This is a genomic window from Pararhizobium sp. (assembly GCF_035497515.1).
In the GTDB taxonomy this organism is placed as follows: domain Bacteria; phylum Pseudomonadota; class Alphaproteobacteria; order Rhizobiales; family Rhizobiaceae; genus Pararhizobium.
Genome location: NZ_DATJDJ010000047.1, coordinates 62,990 through 81,996, shown reverse-complemented (window position 1 = coordinate 81,996; position 19,007 = coordinate 62,990). Strand labels below are relative to the sequence as shown.

Here is a 19,007-nt window from a genome sequence, read left to right as displayed (position 1 = left end):
GGAGACAAGCATGGACTATCATACAATGCGGACATTTGCCGACAGCTGGGGGCTTCTCGCGATGCTGGTGTTTTTTCTGGCCGCGTCAGCCTTCGTTTTTCGTCCCGGCAGTCGCAACGCAAGCGCCGAGGCCGCGCATATTCCCCTGAAGGACGATGGCGATGAGCGATAAGCAGGTTGACGAGATTTCCGGCGTATCGACCACCGGCCATGAATGGGACGGCATCCGCGAACTCGACAATCCCATGCCGCGCTGGTGGGTATGGACGTTCTACGCGACGATCCTCTGGGCGCTGCTCTATGCGATCGCCTATCCGGCATGGCCGCTCTTGACGAGTTCGACGCAGGGGTTTCTCGGGTTTTCGAGCCGGAGCGAGGTCCGAAAGGACCTTGCCGCAGCCGACACCGCGAGAAGCGGCTACATGGCGGCCATCAAGGAGACGTCGATCGACGATATCCTCGCCGACGACCAGCTTCGCAGCGTGGCTGTCGCAGCCGGCGGCGCCGCGTTCAAGATGAACTGCGTGCAGTGCCATGGCTCAGGTGCCGAGGGCTCCCAAGGCTTCCCCAACCTTAATGACGACGATTGGCTTTGGGGCGGAACCGCTGAGCAGATCCGGCAAACGGTCGCGCACGGAATCCGCTTCGCCAAGGACGGCGAGACAAGGGATTCCATCATGCCGCCCTTCGCCGATGTCCTCGACGGCGAACAGATCTCCCAGGTGAGCGCATTCATCGCGGGCCTTTCCGGACCAGTGAAAAACGTCGCGCTGGTCGAGCCCGGAAAGGAGGTCTTCGCGCAAAACTGTGCGGCCTGCCACGGCGACGACGCCAAGGGAAACAAGGAAATGGGTGCGCCGGATCTGACAGATGCCATCTGGCTCTATGGAGCCGGAGAGGAAGCGATCGCGGCCCAGGTCCGTACGCCCAGGGCCGGTGTCATGCCGGCCTGGGAGGCCCGGCTCGGAGATGCAGCGATCAAGGAACTCGCAGCCTTCGTGTACTCGCTCGGCGGTGGCGAAAAGTAGATTGCTTGATCCTGATCAAGGTCGAAAATTCCCTCGGCTGGCATGGTCCGCTCCATGCCAGCCATTTTTTGAGAAACCGGCTGGTCTGATGCGCATGCGAGGTCAGCGGGTATGGACAACAGAGATGTGACGAGGCCGGACGTCGTCGCCAGCAATGCGACCGCCAACCGTCAACCGCTTTACGCCCGCCGCAAGAAAATCTTTCCCAAGCAGGCATCGGGTGTTTTCCGGCGGTTCAAGTGGATCGTGATGGCGATCACGCTGGGTATCTATTATCTCGTTCCGTGGATTCGCTGGGATCGGGGCCCCTTCGCTCCCGATCAGGCAGTTCTCATCGACCTGTCGAGCCGCCGTTTCTATTTCTTCTTCATCGAGATATGGCCGCAGGAATTCATCTACATTGCCGGCCTGCTGGTAATGGCGGGGATCGGGCTTTTTCTTGTAACATCGACCGTAGGCCGCGCCTGGTGCGGCTATGCCTGTCCCCAGACCGTCTGGGTCGATCTCTTCCTGGTCATCGAGCGCTATTTCGAGGGGGATCGCAACGCGCAGATGAAGCTCGACGCCGCGCCCTGGTCCTTTGCCAAGATCGGCATCCGGTTCGCCAAGCACGTCACCTGGCTTGTCGTCGCCGTCCTGACGGGCGGGGCGTGGATTTTCTATTTCGCCGATGCCCCGACGCTCGCCAGGGATTTCGTCACTGGCAATGCCATTCCGACGGCCTATGCAACCGTGGCCATCCTGACGGCGACGTCCTACATATTCGGCGGGCTGATGCGGGAACAAGTCTGCACCTATATGTGTCCCTGGCCGCGCATCCAGGCCGCCATGCTCGACGAGACGTCGCTGACGGTGACCTATAACGACTGGCGGGGCGAACCGCGCACGCGGCATGCCAAGAGGGTGGTCGCCTCCGGTGCAAGTGTCGGCGATTGTGTCGATTGCAATGCGTGCGTTGCCGTCTGTCCGATGGGAATCGACATCCGGGATGGCCAGCAGCTCGAATGCATCACATGCGCGCTGTGCATCGATGCCTGCGACGACGTCATGGGCAGGCTCGGCAAGGCCCGGGGCCTGATCAGCTATTCGACTCTGAACGACTATAACGCAAACATGGCTGTCGCAACGGCCGGCGGGACGTCGGAGGTTTCGCCCGAGCTTGTCCGCAACGCCGACGGATTCTTTTCCGACACGCTGGCGCATTTTCATATCCGCAAGCTGCTGCGTCCGCGCACGTTCATCTATTTCGGCGCGTGGAGCGCTATCGGCCTGGCAATCGTCCTCGCGCTGGCAACACGGGATCGCCTCGAGATCAATGTCCTCCATGATCGAAACCCGCAATTCGTCCGGCTATCCGACGGGACGATCCGCAACGGATATACGGTCAAGCTGCTCAACATGGTGCCACAGCCGCGAACGGTCACCCTCGAACTTGGCGACGAACTTTCCGATGCATCCATGGCCGTGGCCGGCCTGGGCGACGCCGGCGTGCGGAAAACGGAAGTCACGCTTGAACCGGACAGGCTGAAGACGATCAGGGTGTTCGTCAAAGCCGATCCCGAGGCGCTTTCGTCCAGCGGGGCCAAAACCTTCGCCTTCGTCGTTACCGATCCATCCACTGGCGAACGCGCGGAATACACCGCCACGTTCAATTCCCCGGAGACAGCGCAGTGAGTATGCAAAGGCAGGCCAAGGAGTTCACCGGGCGGCATATGCTGCTGATCATGGTGGCATTTTTCGGCGTCATCATCGCCGTCAATGTCACGATGGCGCGGTTCGCCGGTTCGTCGTTCGGCGGGCTGGTGGTCGAGAACAGCTACGTCGCCAGCCAGGAGTTCAATGGCAAGCTGGAGCAGGGCCGCGAGCAGGTCGCACTTGATTGGACGCCCGATTTTTCGATCGTTGACGGCACGATCCGTTACAGGCTGACGGACTGCGATGGCAATGCCGTGCCGGTCAGCTCGGTCTCGGTCCAGTTCCGCCATCCGTCCTACGAGGCGGCCGATTTGACGATAGGCCTGCAGCCGAAGGGAGACGGAGCGTTCGAAGCCGCGCACGCAGCCCGCAATGGCATTTGGGATGTCGAGATCGACAGCGAGGTGGGTCGCAAGGTTCCCTATCGCGATATCCGCCGGATCACGATCCGCAACGGAGAGTTTCGGTGAGCTGCTGCGCGCCCTCCGCCGAAGTGGCGACGGATATCGAATCCCTGAAAGCCGCGGGACCCGCCGCTGATGAAATCCTGTTTGTCGCGAAGAATCTGGGCGATGGCCTGCTCCAGACGGATCTTTCCGTTCCCTCGATGCACTGCGCGGCCTGCATGTCGCTGATCGAGACGGAGCTGTCCGGGCTCGAGACCGTCATTTCGGCGCGCGTCAATCTTTCGACCAAAAGGGTCTCCGTCCAATGGACAGGAGCCGAGCCCCCGCCGATGATCCAAACATTGGACGCGCTCGGCTATGCGGCGCATCTGTCGGACGAGCTTGTTCCAGGAAAGGACAAGACACTTTCGGAGCTGCTGCTGGCCGTTGCGATTTCCGGATTTGCGACCGGCAACATCATGCTGCTTTCGGTGTCGGTCTGGTCCGGTGCCGAAGGCGCGACCAGTGACCTCTTCCATTGGATCTCGGCGCTGATCGCCATTCCCGTCATCGTGTTTGCCGGACGCATCTATTTCCGGTCGGCATGGAACGCCGTACGACATGGCCGGATGAACATGGACGTGCCCATCGCCATTGGCGTTTCTCTTGCCTATTCCACCAGCCTCTACGAAACCTTGACACACGGAGAGCACGCCTATTTCGACGCCTCCGTCTCGCTGCTCTTCTTCCTCCTGATCGGACGCACCCTCGATCATGTCATGCGCGACAAGGCGAGGGCGGCGGTGAACGGGCTGGTCCGCCTGTCGCCGCGTGGTGCCGTCCGCCTGACCGCCGGCGGCGGGCGCGACTATCTGCCGATCGGACAGATCGAGCCGGGAATGGATCTGGTGATCGCCGCTGGAGACAGGATTCCGGTCGATGCGACGGTCGTCGAAGGCATGTCCGAACTCGATTGCTCCCTGGCGACCGGTGAAAGCGCGGTGCGTAGCGTCTCACCGGGCGCCGATATTCTTGCGGGAACACACAATCTTTCCGGTCTGCTCATCGTGCGCGCCACCGCGGCGGCCAAGGATTCATTCCTTGCCGAAATGGTGGGGTTGATGGAGGCCGCCGAGCAGGGGCGGGGCACCTACAGGCGCTTGGCCGATCGTGCCTCTGCATTGTATTCGCCCGTCGTTCACCTGACCGCTCTTCTCAGTTTCATCGGCTGGATGTTCGCGACGGGCGATTGGCACCACGCGATTACAGTCGCAACCGCCGTCCTGATCATCACATGCCCCTGCGCTCTCGGTCTTGCCGTGCCGATCGTTCAGGTCGTTGCCGCGCGCAGGCTGTTCGACAACGGGATCATGATGAAGGATGGCGGTGCGCTCGAGCGCCTGGCCAGGATCGATACCGTCGTCTTCGACAAGACGGGAACCCTGACCAACGGCAACCCGATCCTGCGGTCGGCATCCGACGTGCAGGGCGATGCGCTGGGCATGGCGGTTGCTCTTGCGCGCTCATCCCTTCATCCCGCTTCCCGTGCCATTTCCAAAGCGCATGGCCATGTTTCGACCAGCGTCCGGCCGCAGGACGTCCGCGAGTTCGCCGGACTTGGGATCGAGGGACTGGCCGATGGCCACGTCTGGCGGCTTGGCCGCGCATCCTGGGCGACCAGCGCCACGGCGGCGGACGGTTCGGTGGCTGGCACCGTGTTGTCGAAGGATGGACTGGCTGTTGCGACATTCGATTTCATCGACGTGTTGAGGCGGGATGCGGTCAAGGCTGTAAGCATGCTTGGCCGCGATGGCCTGCGGATGGAGGTTCTGTCCGGAGACAAGCAGGCAGCCGTTGCGCAGGTTGCGTCGCAACTGTCCATCCGCGATTTTTCCGCCGGGGTCCTGCCTGCCGACAAGGTGAACCGGCTTCGGGCTCTGGCGGCGACGGGCGCGCGGGCGCTGATGGTGGGCGATGGGATCAATGACGCGCCGGCGATGATGGCCGCGCATGTCTCGATGGCTCCATCATCGGCAGCGGATATCGGTAAAAGCGCCGCCGACTTCATCTTCCTGCACGACAGCTTGGATGCGGTACCGCTGACCCTCAAGGTCGCACGCCAGGCCGAGCGGCTGATCAAGCAGAATTTCGTCATGGCGATCGGCTACAACCTGATCGCGGTCCCGATCGCGATCCTCGGACACGTCACCCCGCTCATCGCGGCGATCGCCATGTCGGGCTCATCGCTGCTCGTCATCGGCAACGCGATGCGCCTGACTGCGGGCGAGGGCCGGCTTCGGCGTGTGTGGCGCTCGCTTCGTCTTCGTCGAAAATGGGTGGAAGCCTGATGGATGTCCTTCTCTATCTCCTGCCGATCGCGCTCGTGCTGGGAGGCCTTGGCCTGATCGCCTTTGTCTGGGCGCTCCGCTCCGGGCAGTACGAAGACATGGACGGGGCCGCGCAGCGGGTGCTCATCGACGACTGACGCGTGGAGGCTTGCCGGCGCGGAAACCATCTGCTGATCGCAATGAGATGATCGCCGCAGCCATGTTCGACCACCTTAATCCAACGATGGGGACGATTGGGGTTTAGCCGGTCGTTCGAACGAAGGTCGCTGTGGGCGTCTTTGCGGCGTCGAGTCCGAGAGCGCCATGGACTGTGGAGAGCGCCTTGTGATTTGATAGCTGATGGATATCTCCGCATGGGGTGTCGCTGTCATCCAACCGCGCCGGCTCTCCTCACCGGAACCAAGCCTTCAAGCGCGAGTTTATATGTCAACCGGAGGGTTCCATCATGAAGACAATTGCCGCCACTCTTGTACTCGTCCTCGCCGCGACGCCCGCCCTGGCGATCTCACGTTACAATCCCCTGACGATGACATGCGAGAAGGCGCGCGCCACCGTCCATCGGCAGGGGGCCGTGATCTTCCGCTGGACATCGCCGAGAGGGCTGCCGATCTATGATCGGTTCGTTCGCAACAACGGTTACTGTGACTATAACCAGTACGCGGAATGGAAGAATATCCCGACGCGGGATGATCGGACCTGCCCGGTGCTCAATTGCCAGAGCATCGATAATCTCGATGGCACATTCATCATTCCGAACCGTCATCTTTAGCTGTCATTCGGGACGGCGCGTTCGAAGTGCTCCGCTGGATGGGGAACAGGACAATTCGGTTCAGGAAAGGGCGACAGCCTGAGCGATCGAGGCGAGCCAGACCATGATGGCAGCGAGGGCAACAATCCGTTCCGGACGTTTGAGAAGAGGGTGGACATGCATGGAACTTGCTCCTGAAAATGTTGGCCCCTCAATAATCCGAAATGGGTTGGCAGGAGGTTACCGGAGGAACAGCCGTGTGATGTGGTAAATGCCCACGCCCCTGCAAGCTCGCTTGGGGCGGGCAAACCGGGGAACCTCTACCGTTCGAACGGCTCGCCGAGCGAGGCGACGCCATTGAGTTTCAGCAAGCGGCGGTCGGCGGAGATGATGCCGAGCACGATGATGGTGACGATGTAGGGCAGGCTGGACAGAAGCTGCGAGGGCAGGTCGAGGCCGGTTGCCTGGGCAGCGAGGCTCATCAGCGACACCGCGCCGAACAGGCAGGCGCCGAGAAAGATGCGGCCCGTCAGCCAGGTTCCAAAGACGACGAGCGCGATTGCGATCCAGCCGCGGCCGGCAATCATGCCGTCTGCCCAAAGCGGGGTATAGATGACCGAGGCATAGGCGCCGGCGAAACCCGCCATCATGCCGCCGAAGGCGATTGCCGCGACGCGTACGGTGATAACGGGATAGCCGATCGCATGCGCCGCCTTCGGATTTTCACCGACGGCGCGGATGACGAGGCCGGTCCTGGTGAAGGCGAAGGTCGCCCAGATGGCGAGCGTGCCCAGAAGCGACAACCAGACGACGATATCCTGTTCGAACAGGCCGCCGACGACGGGGATGTCGGAGAGGCCGGGAATGGCGATCTTCGGCAGGCCCTTGACCGTCAGGCTCTCATAGGTCTTGCCGAAGAGAGCAGACAGCCCTTGGCCGAGAATGCCGATGGCAAGGCCAGTCGCCACCTGGTTGGCGCGAAAGCCGAGCGCAACGAAGGCGAAGACCAGCGACAACAGGGTGGCGCTCAGACCCGCGGCGATGAAGGCAAGGAAATGACCGCCACCATGATAGACGACGATGAAGGCGATGACGGCGCCAAGTGCCATCAGCCCCTCGACCCCGAGATTGAGCACGCCGGCGCGCTCCGTCACCATTTCGCCGAGGGCGGCGAGCAGGAACGGCGTGGCGGCCGCCAGCATGCCGGCAAGGATGAACTCGATGGCGTTCACGGCGTGCTCTCCTTCGCGGTCTGCTGGGCAACATGCGGCCATTCGAGGCGGTAGCGTACGAAGGCGACGGCGATGAGATAGGCGAGCAGCAGGCTTCCCTGGAAGACACGGACGGCGGCGATCGGCAGGTCTGCCGAGACCATGGCATTGTCGCCGCCGATATAGATGACGGCCATGACCAGCGAGGAGATGACGATGCCGATCGGATGCAGGGCCCCGAGATAGGCGACGATAATCGCGGCATAACCATAGCCGGTGGAGATCGAGCGCTGCAACTGGCCGAGGGGACCGGCAACTTCCGCCGCCCCCGCAAGCCCGGCCGCAAAGCCGCCGATCAGCAGCGACAGCCAGATGGCCCGGCTTTCCTTGAAGCCGGCATAACTGGCGGCTCGGGGCGCCAGCCCTGCGACCTGCAGCTTGTAGCCCATGAAGCTCTTTTCCATGAACAGCCAGGCGACAATCGAAAGCGCGAGCGCGATCAGGATCGACACATTGACGCGCGTGCCGGCAAACAGCGTCGGCACCATCGCATCATACTGGAACATCACCGATTGCGGGAAATTGAAGCCGGCGGGATCTTTCCACGGGCCGAGCAGCAGGTAATAGAGGAATTGCGCGGCGATCAGGCTCAACATGAGCGAGACGAGGATTTCGTTGGCATTCAATCGCACACGCCAGAAGGCGGTGAGCGAGGCCCAGAGCGCACCGCCGATGGCGCCGAGCAGCAGCATGGAGGGCCAGATCCAGCCACCCGTCGCCTGCGGAAACCAGACCGGGATGGCGGATGCGAAGATCGCCCCGAGGATGAACTGCCCTTCCGCGCCGATGTTGAACACCTTCGCGCGAAAACCGATGGCAAGGCCTTGCGCGATGAGCAGCAGCGGCCCGGTCTTCAGCAGGACTTCCGAGAACGACGCCCAGGAGAGAAAGGGCTCGAGGATCATGGCGTGCAGTACGGCCAGCGGATCGCGGCCGATGATCATGTAGAGAATGAGATTGAGAACGATGGCCGCGGCGAGCGCTGCGGGCGGCGCGATCAACGTGGCTGCCAAAGAGGCGCGCTGCCGGCGGACAAGGTAGGGCAGGGAGGCAAAGAGGCTCATGCGGAGGCTTTCATGGGGTTCGCCCCGATCATGTAGCGGCCGATCTCCTCAGCCTTCGTATCGCGCGTCACCAGCGGCTCGCTTAAACTGCCGTGATGCAGGACCTGGATGGTATCGGAGAGTTCGAACAGTTCTTCCAGTTCCTCGGAAATCACGAGGATCGCCATGCCTTCGTTGCGCAGCGCGATCAGCCGACGGCGGATGGCCGATGCCGCGCCAATATCGACGCCCCAGGTCGGTTGCGCCACGAACAGGAGTTTCGGCGCCAGCATGATTTCGCGGCCGACGATGAATTTCTGCAAGTTGCCGCCCGAGAGGGCTCCCGCTTCGGCGTCCGGGCCGAGCGTGCGCACGTCGTAGTCGCGGATGCATTCATTGGCGAAGGCTGTGGCGCGCGTCTTGTCGACGAGGCCACCTTTCACGAGCTTCAGGGGATGGGCTGTCAGCAGGCTGTTCATCACCAGCGACATTTCGGGAACCGCGCCGCGTCCGAGCCGGTCTTCCGGCACGAAGGCAAAACCAAGCTGGCGGCGGGCGGCTGGCGGAAGCAGGCCCACATCTCTGCCCATCATGAAGATGCGGTCGCGTTGTTCGCGGCCAAGAACGGTTTCGCCGGAGATCAGGGCGGCAAGTTCGCCCTGACCGTTACCCGAAATGCCGGCGATGCCGAGGATTTCACCGGCGCGCACTTGGAGGTTGATATCGGCGAGCGAGACGGCGAAAGGATCGTCCGGTGTGTAGCTCAATCCGATGATCTCAAGCTGCTTGTCGCCGCCCGGCATGTCTACGGCCGGCAACGGTTCGGGCATGTCGCGGCCGATCATCATGCGGGCAAGATCATGGGCATCATGCTCGCGCGGATCGATATGGCCGGTGACGCGGCCGCCGCGCAGGATGGTGGCACGATCGCAGATCGCCCTGATTTCTTCCAGCTTGTGGGAAATAAAGAGAATGGAGACGCCGCCGTCGCGCAGGCGGCGCAGCGTGTCGAACAGTTTCTCCACCAATTGCGGCGGCAGGACCGAGGTCGGCTCGTCGAGGATCAGGAGCTTCGGGTTGGTCATCAGGCAGCGGATGATTTCCACCCGCTGCCGCTCGCCGACGGAGAGCGCGTGTACATGCGCCATCGGATCGACCTCAAGCCCGAAATCGCGGCCGAGCGCGCGGATGCGCTCGACGAGTTCGCTCTTCCGGCCGGGCACAACAAGCTGGATATTTTCCACCACCGTCAGGGTCTCGAACAGCGAAAAATGCTGGAAAACCATGCCGATGCCCCGGCGTCGGGCATCGGCTGGCGAGGCAAGGTGGAGTGCTTCGCCCTGCCAGACGGCGCTTCCGCCGTCCGGCTGTTCGACGCCGTAGATGAGTTTCATCAGCGTCGATTTCCCCGCCCCGTTTTCCCCGAGGACCGCGTGGATCGAATTTTCGGCTACGGTAAGGTCGATCTCCTGGTTGGCCTGGATCGGACCGTAGCTTTTCGAAATGCCGCGCAGCGACAGGAGCGGGGTGTTCATGGGCGGCTTACTTCGGCAGCGGGGTTGCGACGCCCTTGACGTGCCAATCCATGGCGACGATCTCGGCATCGGTCATCGTTGCGCCGCTTGCGACGCCTTCCGAACCATCCGCTTTGATAAGTGGGCCGGTGAACGGCGAGAAGCTGCCGTCGGCGATCTTGGCTTCGACGTCCTTGATCTTGGTCATGGTCTCGGCCGGGATGCCTGGGTTCCAGTCGGTCACTTGAACGACCTTGTCGGCAACGCCGAGGAAGGCGTTCGCACCCTTGAAGCTGCCGGCGAGGTGTGCCTCGACCGAGGCCTTGAAGAAGGGCGACCAGTCGGTGGCGACGCAGCCGAGATAGGTCTTTTCCGCGTATTTCTTCATCGAGGAGTTGAGGTTGAAGGAATAGACGCCGGCCTCCTCGCAGGCCGCGACGACCGAGGGCGTATCCTGCGCATTGGAGAAGATCACGTCGCACTTCTGCGCGATCAGGGCCTTGGCCGCTTCCTGCTCCTTGGCCGGATCGAACCAGGAATTGACCCAGACGACCGAAACTTCGATATCCGGGTTGACGGCCTGCGCGCCGAGCGCGAAGGCGTTGATAGAGGTGATCAGTTCCGGGATGGCGAAGGCCGAGACTGAACCGAGCTTGCCGGTCTTGGACATGGCGGCGGCGGCCATGCCAAGCAGGTAGGTGCCCTGGAAATACTTTGCGGCAAACGGCGAGAAGTTCGGCGCGACCTGGAAACCGGAGGCATGCAGCACGGTGACATCGGGGTTGCGGCGGGCGATCTGGAGCGCGCCGTTCTGATAGCCGAAGGAGCCGGCGATCAGGATCTTGTTCCCGTCCGCGACGGTCTTGGTCATGATGCGGTCGGCGTCCGGGCCTTCCATGATGTTTTCGAGGATGGTGACCTTCACCTTGTCGCCATAGGCGGCCTTGAGCGGCTCGAGACCGGCGGCGAGCGCATGACCCCAGCCGACATCGCCGATCGGCGAGGGAACGACAAGCGCGATGCCAAAGGGCTCGTCTGCGGCAAAGGCCATGCGGCCGCCGAGCGCGCCGGCGAGACCCGTGGCGGCGGCTGCCTTCATCAGGGTTCTGCGGGTGATGTTGGTCATGGTTTTATTCCCTCTGTTGGTTTTATCAGAATTCAACGGTGGCGAGCGCGGCTTCGGCGTCCGCGGCAAGTTTTCCCTCGTCGAGGCCCGGGAACGCGCCGTCCTGCCAGACGATGCGACCGTTGATCATCGTCATATCGACAGCCATGCCGATGCCGACGCGGGGGATCAGGCTCAGGGGATCGTGCCGGGTGCCGACATAATCCATGCGGCGGGTGTCGATGGCAAAGAAATCGGCGGCCATGCCGGGGGCGAGGCGGCCGAGATCGTTGCGACCAAGCAGGCTGGCACCACCGGTGGTGCCGTAGCCGAGGAAATCGACCGGCGCCGGAACCGGGTGGTTGCGGGTCGAGGCGACGAGGCATTGCAGCATGTAGGCCGAATGCAGGCAGTGCATCAGGTTGGAATTGTCGTTGGAGGCCGCGCCATCGCAGCCGAGGCCGATGCGAACGCCAAGCGTTGCCATGGCCGGGATGTCGGTGACCTCAGCGCCGACCAGATAGACGGGCTCGGGGCAATGGGACACCCCGGTGCCGCTCGCAGCCATCGTTCTCAGTTCGTCATGGCTCAGTTCCCAGCAGTGGGCATAAAAGGTGTCCGGGCCGGAAAAGCCGAGTTCTTCGAGATAATCGACGGTGCGCTTGCCGTGGCGGGCCAGGATGACCGGACTTTCGCCCTCGCCGACATGGGTGTGCAGGAAGACGCCCTTGTCCCGCGCGAGTGCAACCGATTCAACGAAGGTCTCGCGATAGCAGTTGACCGGCTGGCAGGGGGCGACGACGACCTGGCGCATGCTGAAGGGGGTGGCGTCATGATAGGTATCGATGAGGCGGGCGCAATCGGCGATGAATTCGTCGGTCGTTTCCAGCATCTCGTCGGGAATGGTCGAGCCTTCCGACTTCGGCAGCGTGTTGCCGCCGCGGCCGGCGTGGAAGCGCATGCCCAAGAGATCAGCCGCTTCGAACTGGCGGTCAATCAGCCGCTTTCCGGCATGGCGCGGGAAATTGTACTGATGATCGAAGGCGGTGGTGCAGCCGTGTTTGATCTGCTCGGCCATGGCGGTAACGGAGGAATGGTAGAAGCAGTCCTCGTTGAGCTGCGAGAAGATCGGGTAGATCTTGTCCAGCCATTCGATCACCGAAAGCTTGGTCCAGTCGAGATCGGCACGGTTGCGCACGAAGCACTGGAAGAAATGGTGATGGGTGTTGACGAGGCCGGGATAGACGAACCAGCCGGTGGCATCCTGAACCGTGGTACCGGCGGGGGCGACGAGGTTTTCGCCGATCGCCTTGATGGCCGGACCATCGGTCAGAAGATCGACATTGCGCCGGACCGCCGGGCCTTTGCCGTCATCGACGATCACAGCCGCGCAGTTTTTCAGGAGATATCCGCTCATGCCTTGCTTTCCTCGACCGTCGGTTCGGCCTTCAGTTCATGCAGCCGGTGGATGCCCGGCATTTCGATGAAATGGTCGAGCGAGCGCAGCGCCCGCGACCACAAACGGATTGCCGGATAGGGATCGAGCGAGACGCCACCATCCGGCGCCAGCGCCACATAGGGGAAGCAGGCGATGTCGGCGACGGTCGGCCGGTCGGCGGCAAGGAAGCGTTTGCCGCGTTGCGCCTGTTCGAACAGCCCGAGTTCCAGCTCGCGCAGGGCAGCGATGCCCTGGGCCTGCAGCGCATCGATGTCGCCGGGGCGCAACAGCATTTCATGCAGGCGCGCACCACCAAGGCTTGCCGTCAGCCGTCCTGAGAAGGAAAGCCATTGCTGCACGCGGGCTGCTTCCTCCGGCTTGTCGCCGGCCAGCCATTGCGGCCCGGCTTGTGCCGCGAGATAGACGAGGATGGCGGAGGACTCGGTGAAAATAAGGTCGCCGTCTTCGAGGATCGGGATCGAGCCCGCCGGATTGAGCGCCAGAAGTTCGGGGCCACGATGTTCGAGGCCGGGATGGAAATCGACGGGGCGGATGTCGAGCTTGACGCCGGTCAGCGCCGCCATCAGGCGAACCTTGTAGCAGCTTGGCGAGAGGATATAGTCGTAGAGCTTCATTATTGCGCCACCAGTTGCGCGCCATAGGTGTAGTTGTGGCGCTTGAGCCAGCGCCGGTAGGCGATCGAGGTCAGATCGGCCCGGGTCGGGATTTCCATGCCGGGATCGAGCGGTAATCGGCGCGGGATCTGGTTTTCAAGGATCGAGCGGTCCTGCAGGAAGATCGTCTGCTGAAAGTGGATGAGATCGGTCATCGATGTTTCGTCATCGAACAGTGCCATCCACGGCCAGACGTCGCAGAGCTCTTCCGTCAGCGGCTGCACGAACAGCGTGATCACATCCCATTCGCTCGGGCGCGGCGGGCAGGTCTTGTAGAGTACGGTGCAGGTCGGCGCGGGTACGCGGTACATATATTCGGTCGTGATGCCACCGCTTGCGGATTTCGCCGCCTGCGGCTGGTAGAATTTCACCTGCGTCGCCCAGACCTCGTCGACGCTGTCGCGGATTTCGACCTTGTAATCCTGCACTTCCGTATGCGGCTCGGCGCCAAGGATATCAGTATGGACGAAGGGGAAATGGGCGACATCGAGGAAGTTCTCGACGGCCCTGAGCGGCGAGCAGCGCACGCGCACCACGCCGACATCGACGAACCGGCGGCCGGGCTGATCCGCTTCCGGGATCGGGAAAAGGTCCTTCTTCGGCTCGCCGAGCGAGGTCCAGACATGGCCGTAGCGCACCAGAACCGGCAACGACCGGCCATTGCCGCCCGTCACCTTGGCATTTCCATCGGCGTCGGCGGCCACCGCGATGGGCTCGCCCATCAGCATGGTCTGGCGCCCAGCCGGATCAAGCTGCGCGGCAATGCCCACCGGATACCATTCGTCGATCATCGCCTGAATGCTCATGCTGCGATCTCCTTCTTCTGAAGAACCTCGGCGGCTCGGCGCAGGTTTTCCGCAACGTGCGATGCGGCGATACGGGCAGCCGGGTTTGCTTCGCCCTTCGTCAGCAAATGGATCAGTGTCTGCCCATCGTCGCGGGCAGATACGAGAAGACAGAGAGTGTCGGCATTTTCGACCGGAACGACAAGCCCTTCGGCGCTCGCCTTGGCGCCCGCGGCTGCCTCGATTGCGGCAAGGCCGGCATCGGTCGTCATCGAACGCAGCGGCGTCAGGCCATCGAGGAGAGGCGGCTTGCTCGCCGGTTCATCGGTCGCGACCCAGATCACGCCGCCGGCTTCCTCGACTGTAAAGGTTTTCGCCCGGATCGTTTCCGGCGGTTCCAGGCCCGGATGAGCGGGAATGCGGATGCAGTTTCCGGCCTGGGCATAGCTCCAGCCGTGATAGATGCAGGAAAGGGATTCCCCACGCACGAAGCCATGCGAAAGGCTCATGCCACGATGGGGGCAGCGATTGGCCGTCGCCGCAGGGCGCCCGCTTTCGCTGCGCCAGAGGGCAATCGTTCCGGCAGGTATATGCGCCGGCATGACGGTTCCCGCCGGCAGGTCGGCGGAAAGGGCGACTGGCGTCCAGGAGCCGGCCGTATCGGGTTGCATGGGTGGTCTTTCTGAATTATTTCAATATCTTGTCAAGTTTTATCCGGACGCTGTCGCAACCCTCTTCAACTGGACCGCCAACACGTTTGCATAATTTTTTCGCATTGGCAATATTGATTAAAGGACGGGCAAATTCTGGTTGGGGCGGTCAAAGGGCATGCTCCGGACGCGCGCTGTTTTCATCTCCGAGAGGTTCTCGATCGATCGTTTCGATCCAGACGTCGATCGGTCCGAGCAGGCATCCGACTTCCATCATGTCGATCAGTTCGACGGCTCCGGCGACGTCGAGTTCGATCCGGTCGGGACCGGCATGGGAGATGGTTTGAGACAGTCCCAGCTTGGCGGCATGACGCCGGATCCAGGGCACGAAGGACGGGCCGTCGAGATCGCCAAGGATCGTCATCCGCTCCTGTCGATGGCTCTGTTGCGGCCCCATCATCAAAATCCCGTTCCTGTCCCAAGGATAATATTGCAATGAACATACGGATGGGGATCGTCAAGGCAAGGCCATGGGCTCAAGTCCGCCATGGCAAGAATTCCGGGGGCGGTGCCTGTGGAAGACCGGTATTCGATGGTCAATTGCCTTGGCTGGTGCAAGAAAATTCGATGTCTCCGGCTGGCATTTTGACAACTTCAGAGAGCTGTCACACCGGGCGCAACACGCCAATGATTTCAATATCTCAGGGACCAAGGTTTTCTTTCCATTTTGCCGGTCTGAGACGGTTTGCGAACGCCCGGTTCCCGGCCGTGACGCTGTCCCCATGCCATTCTAGGGGTGACAAAGCGACGATTTCGACTAGATTGCTCGGCGGGGTGACCGGGGCTCACAGGCAAAGCGAGGAGCAATGCCTGTGAAAATTGGGGTGCAGCGCGGCGCAAGTCGTAACTGAACACAATAGTCGGAGAGGAGCCTCACGATGCCGAAACCACGTCACATTCTTGACCAATGGTGGATCAACGATCAGACCCCGGATAACCCTTACGGAAAGAGCGAGGACTATGATTCCTTTCTCGACTATCTCGGGGCCCTGCCTCGCAGCCTGACGCCGGAAATCGCGGCGGAAACCTTGAGAATCAACGTTTCAGGGCTCAACGATCATCCCGAATACAAGGCCGCCGCGATCGGCGCCCTGCAGATGTGGGCATCCGTCACGCCGCTGAAATTCGAGATCGTCGATGACGCGCCGTTCGACGAGGCAACCGACTGGATTGAGGTCGTCAGCCCGGAAGTGGGCGAGGAGGATGACGGCAGCGCCTATTCCGCCAACCGCTATGTCAGCATCGGCCAGCGTTTCCACGACACTGAGCCCAACAAGACGGATGTCGGCGGCTATGTCTTCGATTCCTTCATCCACGAATTCGGCCATGAATTCGGCCTCAACCATCCCGGGCTCTACAATTACAGTGGCCCCGGCGGCGTGCAGATCAATTATCTGAACAACGCGACCTGGACCTATGACCGCCAGCAATACAGCGTCATGTCCTATTTCGACGGGATCGATGTCGGCGAAACCAGCCGCTGGTCGGCCTCGACACCGCTCATGGCCGATATCGAGGCAGTCATCCGCCGCTTTTACTCGACGGTCGATGACAATGGCGTTCGCACCTATCAGCAGATCGATCTCAACACCGGCAACAATGTCTACGGCTTCGGTGCCCCGCAGGGCGGCTACAGGCTGACTGTCTCGGGCATGCAGCACGATATCGGCTTTGCGATCCACGATACCGGCGGCACCGACACGCTCGACTTCTCCGGCTCGACAGCCGGTACGACCCTCGACCTGCGCGCCGGGCAGTTCTCCAGCGTCAACGGTCATCACAACAATGTCTCGATCTTTGCCGGACACAATGCCGATGGCAGCGACTATTATATCGAGAACGGTATCGGCAGCCGGTACGATGACATCCTGATCGGCAATGACGGCAACAACGTGCTTGATGGACGCGGCGGTGCCGACCGGATGGCGGGCAATGGTGGCGATGACGTCTATTTCGTCGATTCCATCGACGATATCGTTCGCGAGACCGCGAATGGCGGCAACGACACCGTCGTCCTGCTCTCCAGAGGGCTGCACATCAAGCACATCGCCAATGTCGAGCATATCATCTATGCGAGCAAGTCGTCGCTGAACCCGGGCTACACTGGCGATAGCGAGCCACAGCCCGACATCGGCGACAACACGATGACCAGCATCATCTTCGGCGACAACGGCAACAACACGCTCGATGGCGGCGCTGGCGACGATACGATCTTCGGCAAGGGCGGGGACGACGTGATCACCGGCGGTCGCGACTCGCTCGCCAGCCGCGACATCAACAACACGATCGACATCGAAGATCTCGAAGACCAGACCGAAAGCGACGATGGCAACGACACGCTCTATGGTGGTGCCGGCAACGACACCATTCTCGGCGGTCAGGGCAACGATATCCTCGATGGCGGCAGCGGCGACGATACGCTGAGCGGTCAGGACGGCATCGACATCTTCCGCGGCGGCGCCGGCATCGACACGGTCGATTACAGCAAGGAAAGCCCTTTCCAGTTGCTCGTCAATCTCGCCACGAACACGGCCAGCGGCGGTACTGCATCCGGCGACACGTTCTTCAGCATCGAAAACCTGATCGGCTCCGATGACCGGATCGACCGTTTCATCGGCACCAATGCCGCAAACCATTTCTGGGGCCAGGGCGGCGGCGACTATTTCAACGGCGGCGGCGGCAACGACATCCTGGATGGCGGCAATGACGGCGATATCCTCTATGGGGAAGCCGGCAACGACACGATCATCGGTGGTGCTGGCCAGGACTATCTGGACGGTGGCTCCGGCATCGACACGGTCGTCTATGCGGGTAGCTCCGATGGTGTCACGATCGATCTGGCAAATGGCACGGCCAATGGCGGTGATGGCGACGGCCCGGTGCAGATCGTCGGGCGTGGCACGACGATCAGGCATGACATGCTCGCCGGCTTCGAAAACGTCGTCGGCTCATCCTTCAACGACCATATCATCGGCAATGACAAGGCCAACGACCTCTCCGGCGGTGCCGGCGACGATGTCCTGACCGGGGGGCGTGGAGCCGACCGTCTGAACGGCGGCGCCGGCAGCGACACGGCCGATTACTCCGATGCGACCAGTGGCCTCAGACTTTCGCTTAACGGACGCGGCTCTGGCGGAGACCGATACGTCTCGATCGAAAATCTCGCCGGTTCGGGCTTCAACGACCATCTGACTGGAAACAATGCGGCCAATGTGCTGACCGGCCAGGGGGGACGCGACAAGATCGACGGCGGCGACGGCGACGACACCCTGCTTGGCGATTTCGCCTATCAGGGCGATGCACCGCCGCGCCCGGGCCTGGGGACGGGTTATGCCACGCTCGGCCCCGACGCGACGAACAATTCGATCGCAACCGCCTTCGATATTTCCAACAACTTCTCCCTGACCGCTGACCCCGACATCTTCGATTCGACGACAGCCCTCCACACCACCGTCAACGCCACCGGCAATGGTCAGGGCGGCTATTACAGCGTCGATCTGGCAGCCGGTACGGTCATTTCGATCGACATCGACCACATTGCCGACCCCGAAGTTCACGACAGCTGGGTCAGGCTGCTGGACGGCGATGGCAATATCGTCGCCCAGAACGACGATGGCGGCGGCGATCCCGGTTCCACAAGCAGCCGGGATTCGAGCACGGTCTTCGTCGTCCAGGAAACCGGTACTTACTTTATCCTGGAAGGCAGTTGGTCGCCGGATGCGCCGGGTGACGGCTGGGCACCGGTCGTGCCGGATGGCTCTACCTATGAGCTGAACGTCTCGGTCGAGTTTCCGCCGGCCCCGGTCGAGCCGGGTGTTGCCGGAGCCGATATCCTCGACGGCGGCCGTGGCAGCGACTTGCTGGATGGCGGGCTTGCCGCCGATATGCTGACCGGTGGGACGGGAGAGGATAACTTTCGCTTCTCGACCGAGCTCGGCAATGGCAATATCGACCGGATCACGGACTTCAATGTGGTGGACGACACGATCCTGCTGGACAATCTCATCTTCCAGGCCCTGGGCGGTGAAGGAGCGTTGGCCCTCGGCGCATTCTACAAGAGTGCGGCGGGTGTCGCCCATGATGCCGACGACCGTATCATTTACGACACGGACAGTGGTGCTCTGTCCTATGACGAGGATGGCGGTGGAAATGCCGCATCCGTCCAGTTTGCCCAACTGGGCAAAAACCTGCAGCTCTCGGCATCGGACTTCATCATCATCTGATGTGACAGGGTTGGGGCGCTTTTCGGGCGCCCCGACCCG

At 62.0% G+C, this 19,007-nt stretch carries 17 protein-coding genes; 8 read left to right on the top strand and 9 right to left on the bottom strand.

Annotation, left to right across the window (positions count from 1 at the left end; all coding sequences use genetic code 11):
• Window positions 1-10 precede the first annotated feature (10 nt).
• The 7 genes from VL202_RS05220 to VL202_RS05190 all read left to right on the top strand — a co-directional run bounded on the left by VL202_RS05220 (window position 11) and on the right by VL202_RS05190 (window position 6,226).
• Complete coding sequence (locus tag VL202_RS05220; RefSeq protein ID WP_325463094.1) at window positions 11-172, top strand: cbb3-type cytochrome c oxidase subunit 3; 162 nt, start codon at window positions 11-13, stop codon at window positions 170-172.
• Window positions 162-1,028 (top strand): cytochrome-c oxidase, cbb3-type subunit III, encoded by an 867-nt coding sequence (ccoP, locus tag VL202_RS05215; protein ID WP_325463093.1) that lies wholly within the window; start codon window positions 162-164, stop codon window positions 1,026-1,028. Before VL202_RS05220 ends, ccoP begins: the two co-directional genes overlap by 11 nt.
• A 111-nt stretch (window positions 1,029-1,139) precedes the next feature.
• Window positions 1,140-2,702, top strand: coding sequence for a cytochrome c oxidase accessory protein CcoG (ccoG, locus tag VL202_RS05210; RefSeq protein WP_325463092.1), 1,563 nt, complete (start codon window positions 1,140-1,142; stop codon window positions 2,700-2,702).
• 2 nt (window positions 2,703-2,704) lie between these two features.
• Window positions 2,705-3,193, top strand: a complete 489-nt coding sequence (locus VL202_RS05205) for a FixH family protein (protein ID WP_325463111.1) — start codon at window positions 2,705-2,707, stop codon at window positions 3,191-3,193.
• A complete protein-coding gene (locus VL202_RS05200; RefSeq protein WP_325463091.1) occupies window positions 3,190-5,457 on the top strand; it encodes a heavy metal translocating P-type ATPase in 2,268 nt (755 codons plus the stop codon). Before VL202_RS05205 ends, VL202_RS05200 begins: the two co-directional genes overlap by 4 nt.
• Window positions 5,457-5,594: a cbb3-type cytochrome oxidase assembly protein CcoS gene (gene ccoS, locus VL202_RS05195; RefSeq protein ID WP_325463090.1), complete on the top strand. Its 138-nt coding sequence runs from the start codon at window positions 5,457-5,459 to the stop codon at window positions 5,592-5,594. The genes VL202_RS05200 and ccoS overlap by 1 nt, the downstream gene beginning before the upstream one ends.
• 308 nt (window positions 5,595-5,902) lie before the next feature.
• Entirely contained in the window at window positions 5,903-6,226 is a 324-nt protein-coding gene (locus VL202_RS05190) for a hypothetical protein (RefSeq protein ID WP_325463089.1), read from the top strand.
• Between the two features lie 299 nt (window positions 6,227-6,525).
• Here VL202_RS05190 and VL202_RS05185 read toward each other — a convergent pair whose 3' ends face one another.
• The 9 genes from VL202_RS05185 to VL202_RS05145 all read right to left on the bottom strand — a co-directional run bounded on the left by VL202_RS05185 (window position 6,526) and on the right by VL202_RS05145 (window position 15,145).
• Window positions 6,526-7,437 carry an ABC transporter permease gene (locus VL202_RS05185; protein WP_325463088.1) on the bottom strand — a complete coding sequence of 304 codons (912 nt, stop codon included), beginning with the start codon at window positions 7,435-7,437 and terminating at the stop codon, window positions 6,526-6,528.
• Window positions 7,434-8,540 (bottom strand): ABC transporter permease, encoded by a 1,107-nt coding sequence (locus tag VL202_RS05180; protein WP_325463087.1) that lies wholly within the window; start codon window positions 8,538-8,540, stop codon window positions 7,434-7,436. Before VL202_RS05180 ends, VL202_RS05185 begins: the two co-directional genes overlap by 4 nt.
• On the bottom strand, window positions 8,537-10,054 hold the full coding sequence (locus VL202_RS05175) for an ABC transporter ATP-binding protein (protein ID WP_325463086.1): 1,518 nt from the start codon (window positions 10,052-10,054) through the stop codon (window positions 8,537-8,539). Before VL202_RS05175 ends, VL202_RS05180 begins: the two co-directional genes overlap by 4 nt.
• A gap of 7 nt (window positions 10,055-10,061) precedes the next feature.
• Window positions 10,062-11,159, bottom strand: a complete 1,098-nt coding sequence (locus VL202_RS05170; protein ID WP_325463085.1) for a BMP family ABC transporter substrate-binding protein — start codon at window positions 11,157-11,159, stop codon at window positions 10,062-10,064.
• Between the two features lie 25 nt (window positions 11,160-11,184).
• On the bottom strand, window positions 11,185-12,555 hold the full coding sequence (locus VL202_RS05165; RefSeq protein WP_325463084.1) for an amidohydrolase: 1,371 nt from the start codon (window positions 12,553-12,555) through the stop codon (window positions 11,185-11,187).
• Window positions 12,552-13,211 (bottom strand): glutathione S-transferase family protein, encoded by a 660-nt coding sequence (locus tag VL202_RS05160; RefSeq protein WP_325463083.1) that lies wholly within the window; start codon window positions 13,209-13,211, stop codon window positions 12,552-12,554. Before VL202_RS05160 ends, VL202_RS05165 begins: the two co-directional genes overlap by 4 nt.
• A complete protein-coding gene (locus VL202_RS05155) occupies window positions 13,211-14,056 on the bottom strand; it encodes an aromatic ring-hydroxylating dioxygenase subunit alpha (RefSeq protein ID WP_325463082.1) in 846 nt (281 codons plus the stop codon). Before VL202_RS05155 ends, VL202_RS05160 begins: the two co-directional genes overlap by 1 nt.
• On the bottom strand, window positions 14,053-14,706 hold the full coding sequence (locus VL202_RS05150) for a Rieske (2Fe-2S) protein (RefSeq protein ID WP_325463081.1): 654 nt from the start codon (window positions 14,704-14,706) through the stop codon (window positions 14,053-14,055). The genes VL202_RS05155 and VL202_RS05150 overlap by 4 nt, the downstream gene beginning before the upstream one ends.
• Before the next feature lie 148 nt (window positions 14,707-14,854).
• The gene (locus tag VL202_RS05145; protein ID WP_325463080.1) at window positions 14,855-15,145 is read right to left on the bottom strand and encodes an acylphosphatase; all 291 of its coding nucleotides are present in this window, start codon (window positions 15,143-15,145) and stop codon (window positions 14,855-14,857) included.
• A gap of 478 nt (window positions 15,146-15,623) precedes the next feature.
• On the opposite strand from VL202_RS05145, the gene VL202_RS05140 reads away from it, so the two are divergent.
• Window positions 15,624-18,968 carry a M10 family metallopeptidase C-terminal domain-containing protein gene (locus VL202_RS05140; protein ID WP_325463079.1) on the top strand — a complete coding sequence of 1,115 codons (3,345 nt, stop codon included), beginning with the start codon at window positions 15,624-15,626 and terminating at the stop codon, window positions 18,966-18,968.
• Window positions 18,969-19,007 lie beyond the last annotated feature (39 nt).

Excerpts from the sequence above, each read along its gene's own strand:
- VL202_RS05220 (WP_325463094.1), top strand. The coding sequence starts at position 11 with ATGGACTATCATACAATGCGGACATTTGCCGACAGCTGGGGGCTTCTC.
- ccoP (WP_325463093.1), top strand. The coding sequence starts at position 162 with ATGAGCGATAAGCAGGTTGACGAGATTTCCGGCGTATCGACCACCGGC.
- ccoG (WP_325463092.1), top strand. The coding sequence starts at position 1,140 with ATGGACAACAGAGATGTGACGAGGCCGGACGTCGTCGCCAGCAATGCG.
- VL202_RS05205 (WP_325463111.1), top strand. The coding sequence starts at position 2,705 with ATGCAAAGGCAGGCCAAGGAGTTCACCGGGCGGCATATGCTGCTGATC.
- ccoS (WP_325463090.1), top strand. The coding sequence starts at position 5,457 with ATGGATGTCCTTCTCTATCTCCTGCCGATCGCGCTCGTGCTGGGAGGC.
- VL202_RS05190 (WP_325463089.1), top strand. The coding sequence starts at position 5,903 with ATGAAGACAATTGCCGCCACTCTTGTACTCGTCCTCGCCGCGACGCCC.
- VL202_RS05180 (WP_325463087.1), bottom strand. The coding sequence starts at position 8,540 with ATGAGCCTCTTTGCCTCCCTGCCCTACCTTGTCCGCCGGCAGCGCGCC.
- VL202_RS05175 (WP_325463086.1), bottom strand. The coding sequence starts at position 10,054 with ATGAACACCCCGCTCCTGTCGCTGCGCGGCATTTCGAAAAGCTACGGT.
- VL202_RS05170 (WP_325463085.1), bottom strand. The coding sequence starts at position 11,159 with ATGACCAACATCACCCGCAGAACCCTGATGAAGGCAGCCGCCGCCACG.
- VL202_RS05165 (WP_325463084.1), bottom strand. The coding sequence starts at position 12,555 with ATGAGCGGATATCTCCTGAAAAACTGCGCGGCTGTGATCGTCGATGAC.
- VL202_RS05160 (WP_325463083.1), bottom strand. The coding sequence starts at position 13,211 with ATGAAGCTCTACGACTATATCCTCTCGCCAAGCTGCTACAAGGTTCGC.
- VL202_RS05155 (WP_325463082.1), bottom strand. The coding sequence starts at position 14,056 with ATGAGCATTCAGGCGATGATCGACGAATGGTATCCGGTGGGCATTGCC.
- VL202_RS05150 (WP_325463081.1), bottom strand. The coding sequence starts at position 14,706 with ATGCAACCCGATACGGCCGGCTCCTGGACGCCAGTCGCCCTTTCCGCC.
- VL202_RS05145 (WP_325463080.1), bottom strand. The coding sequence starts at position 15,145 with ATGATGGGGCCGCAACAGAGCCATCGACAGGAGCGGATGACGATCCTT.
- VL202_RS05140 (WP_325463079.1), top strand. The coding sequence starts at position 15,624 with ATGCCGAAACCACGTCACATTCTTGACCAATGGTGGATCAACGATCAG.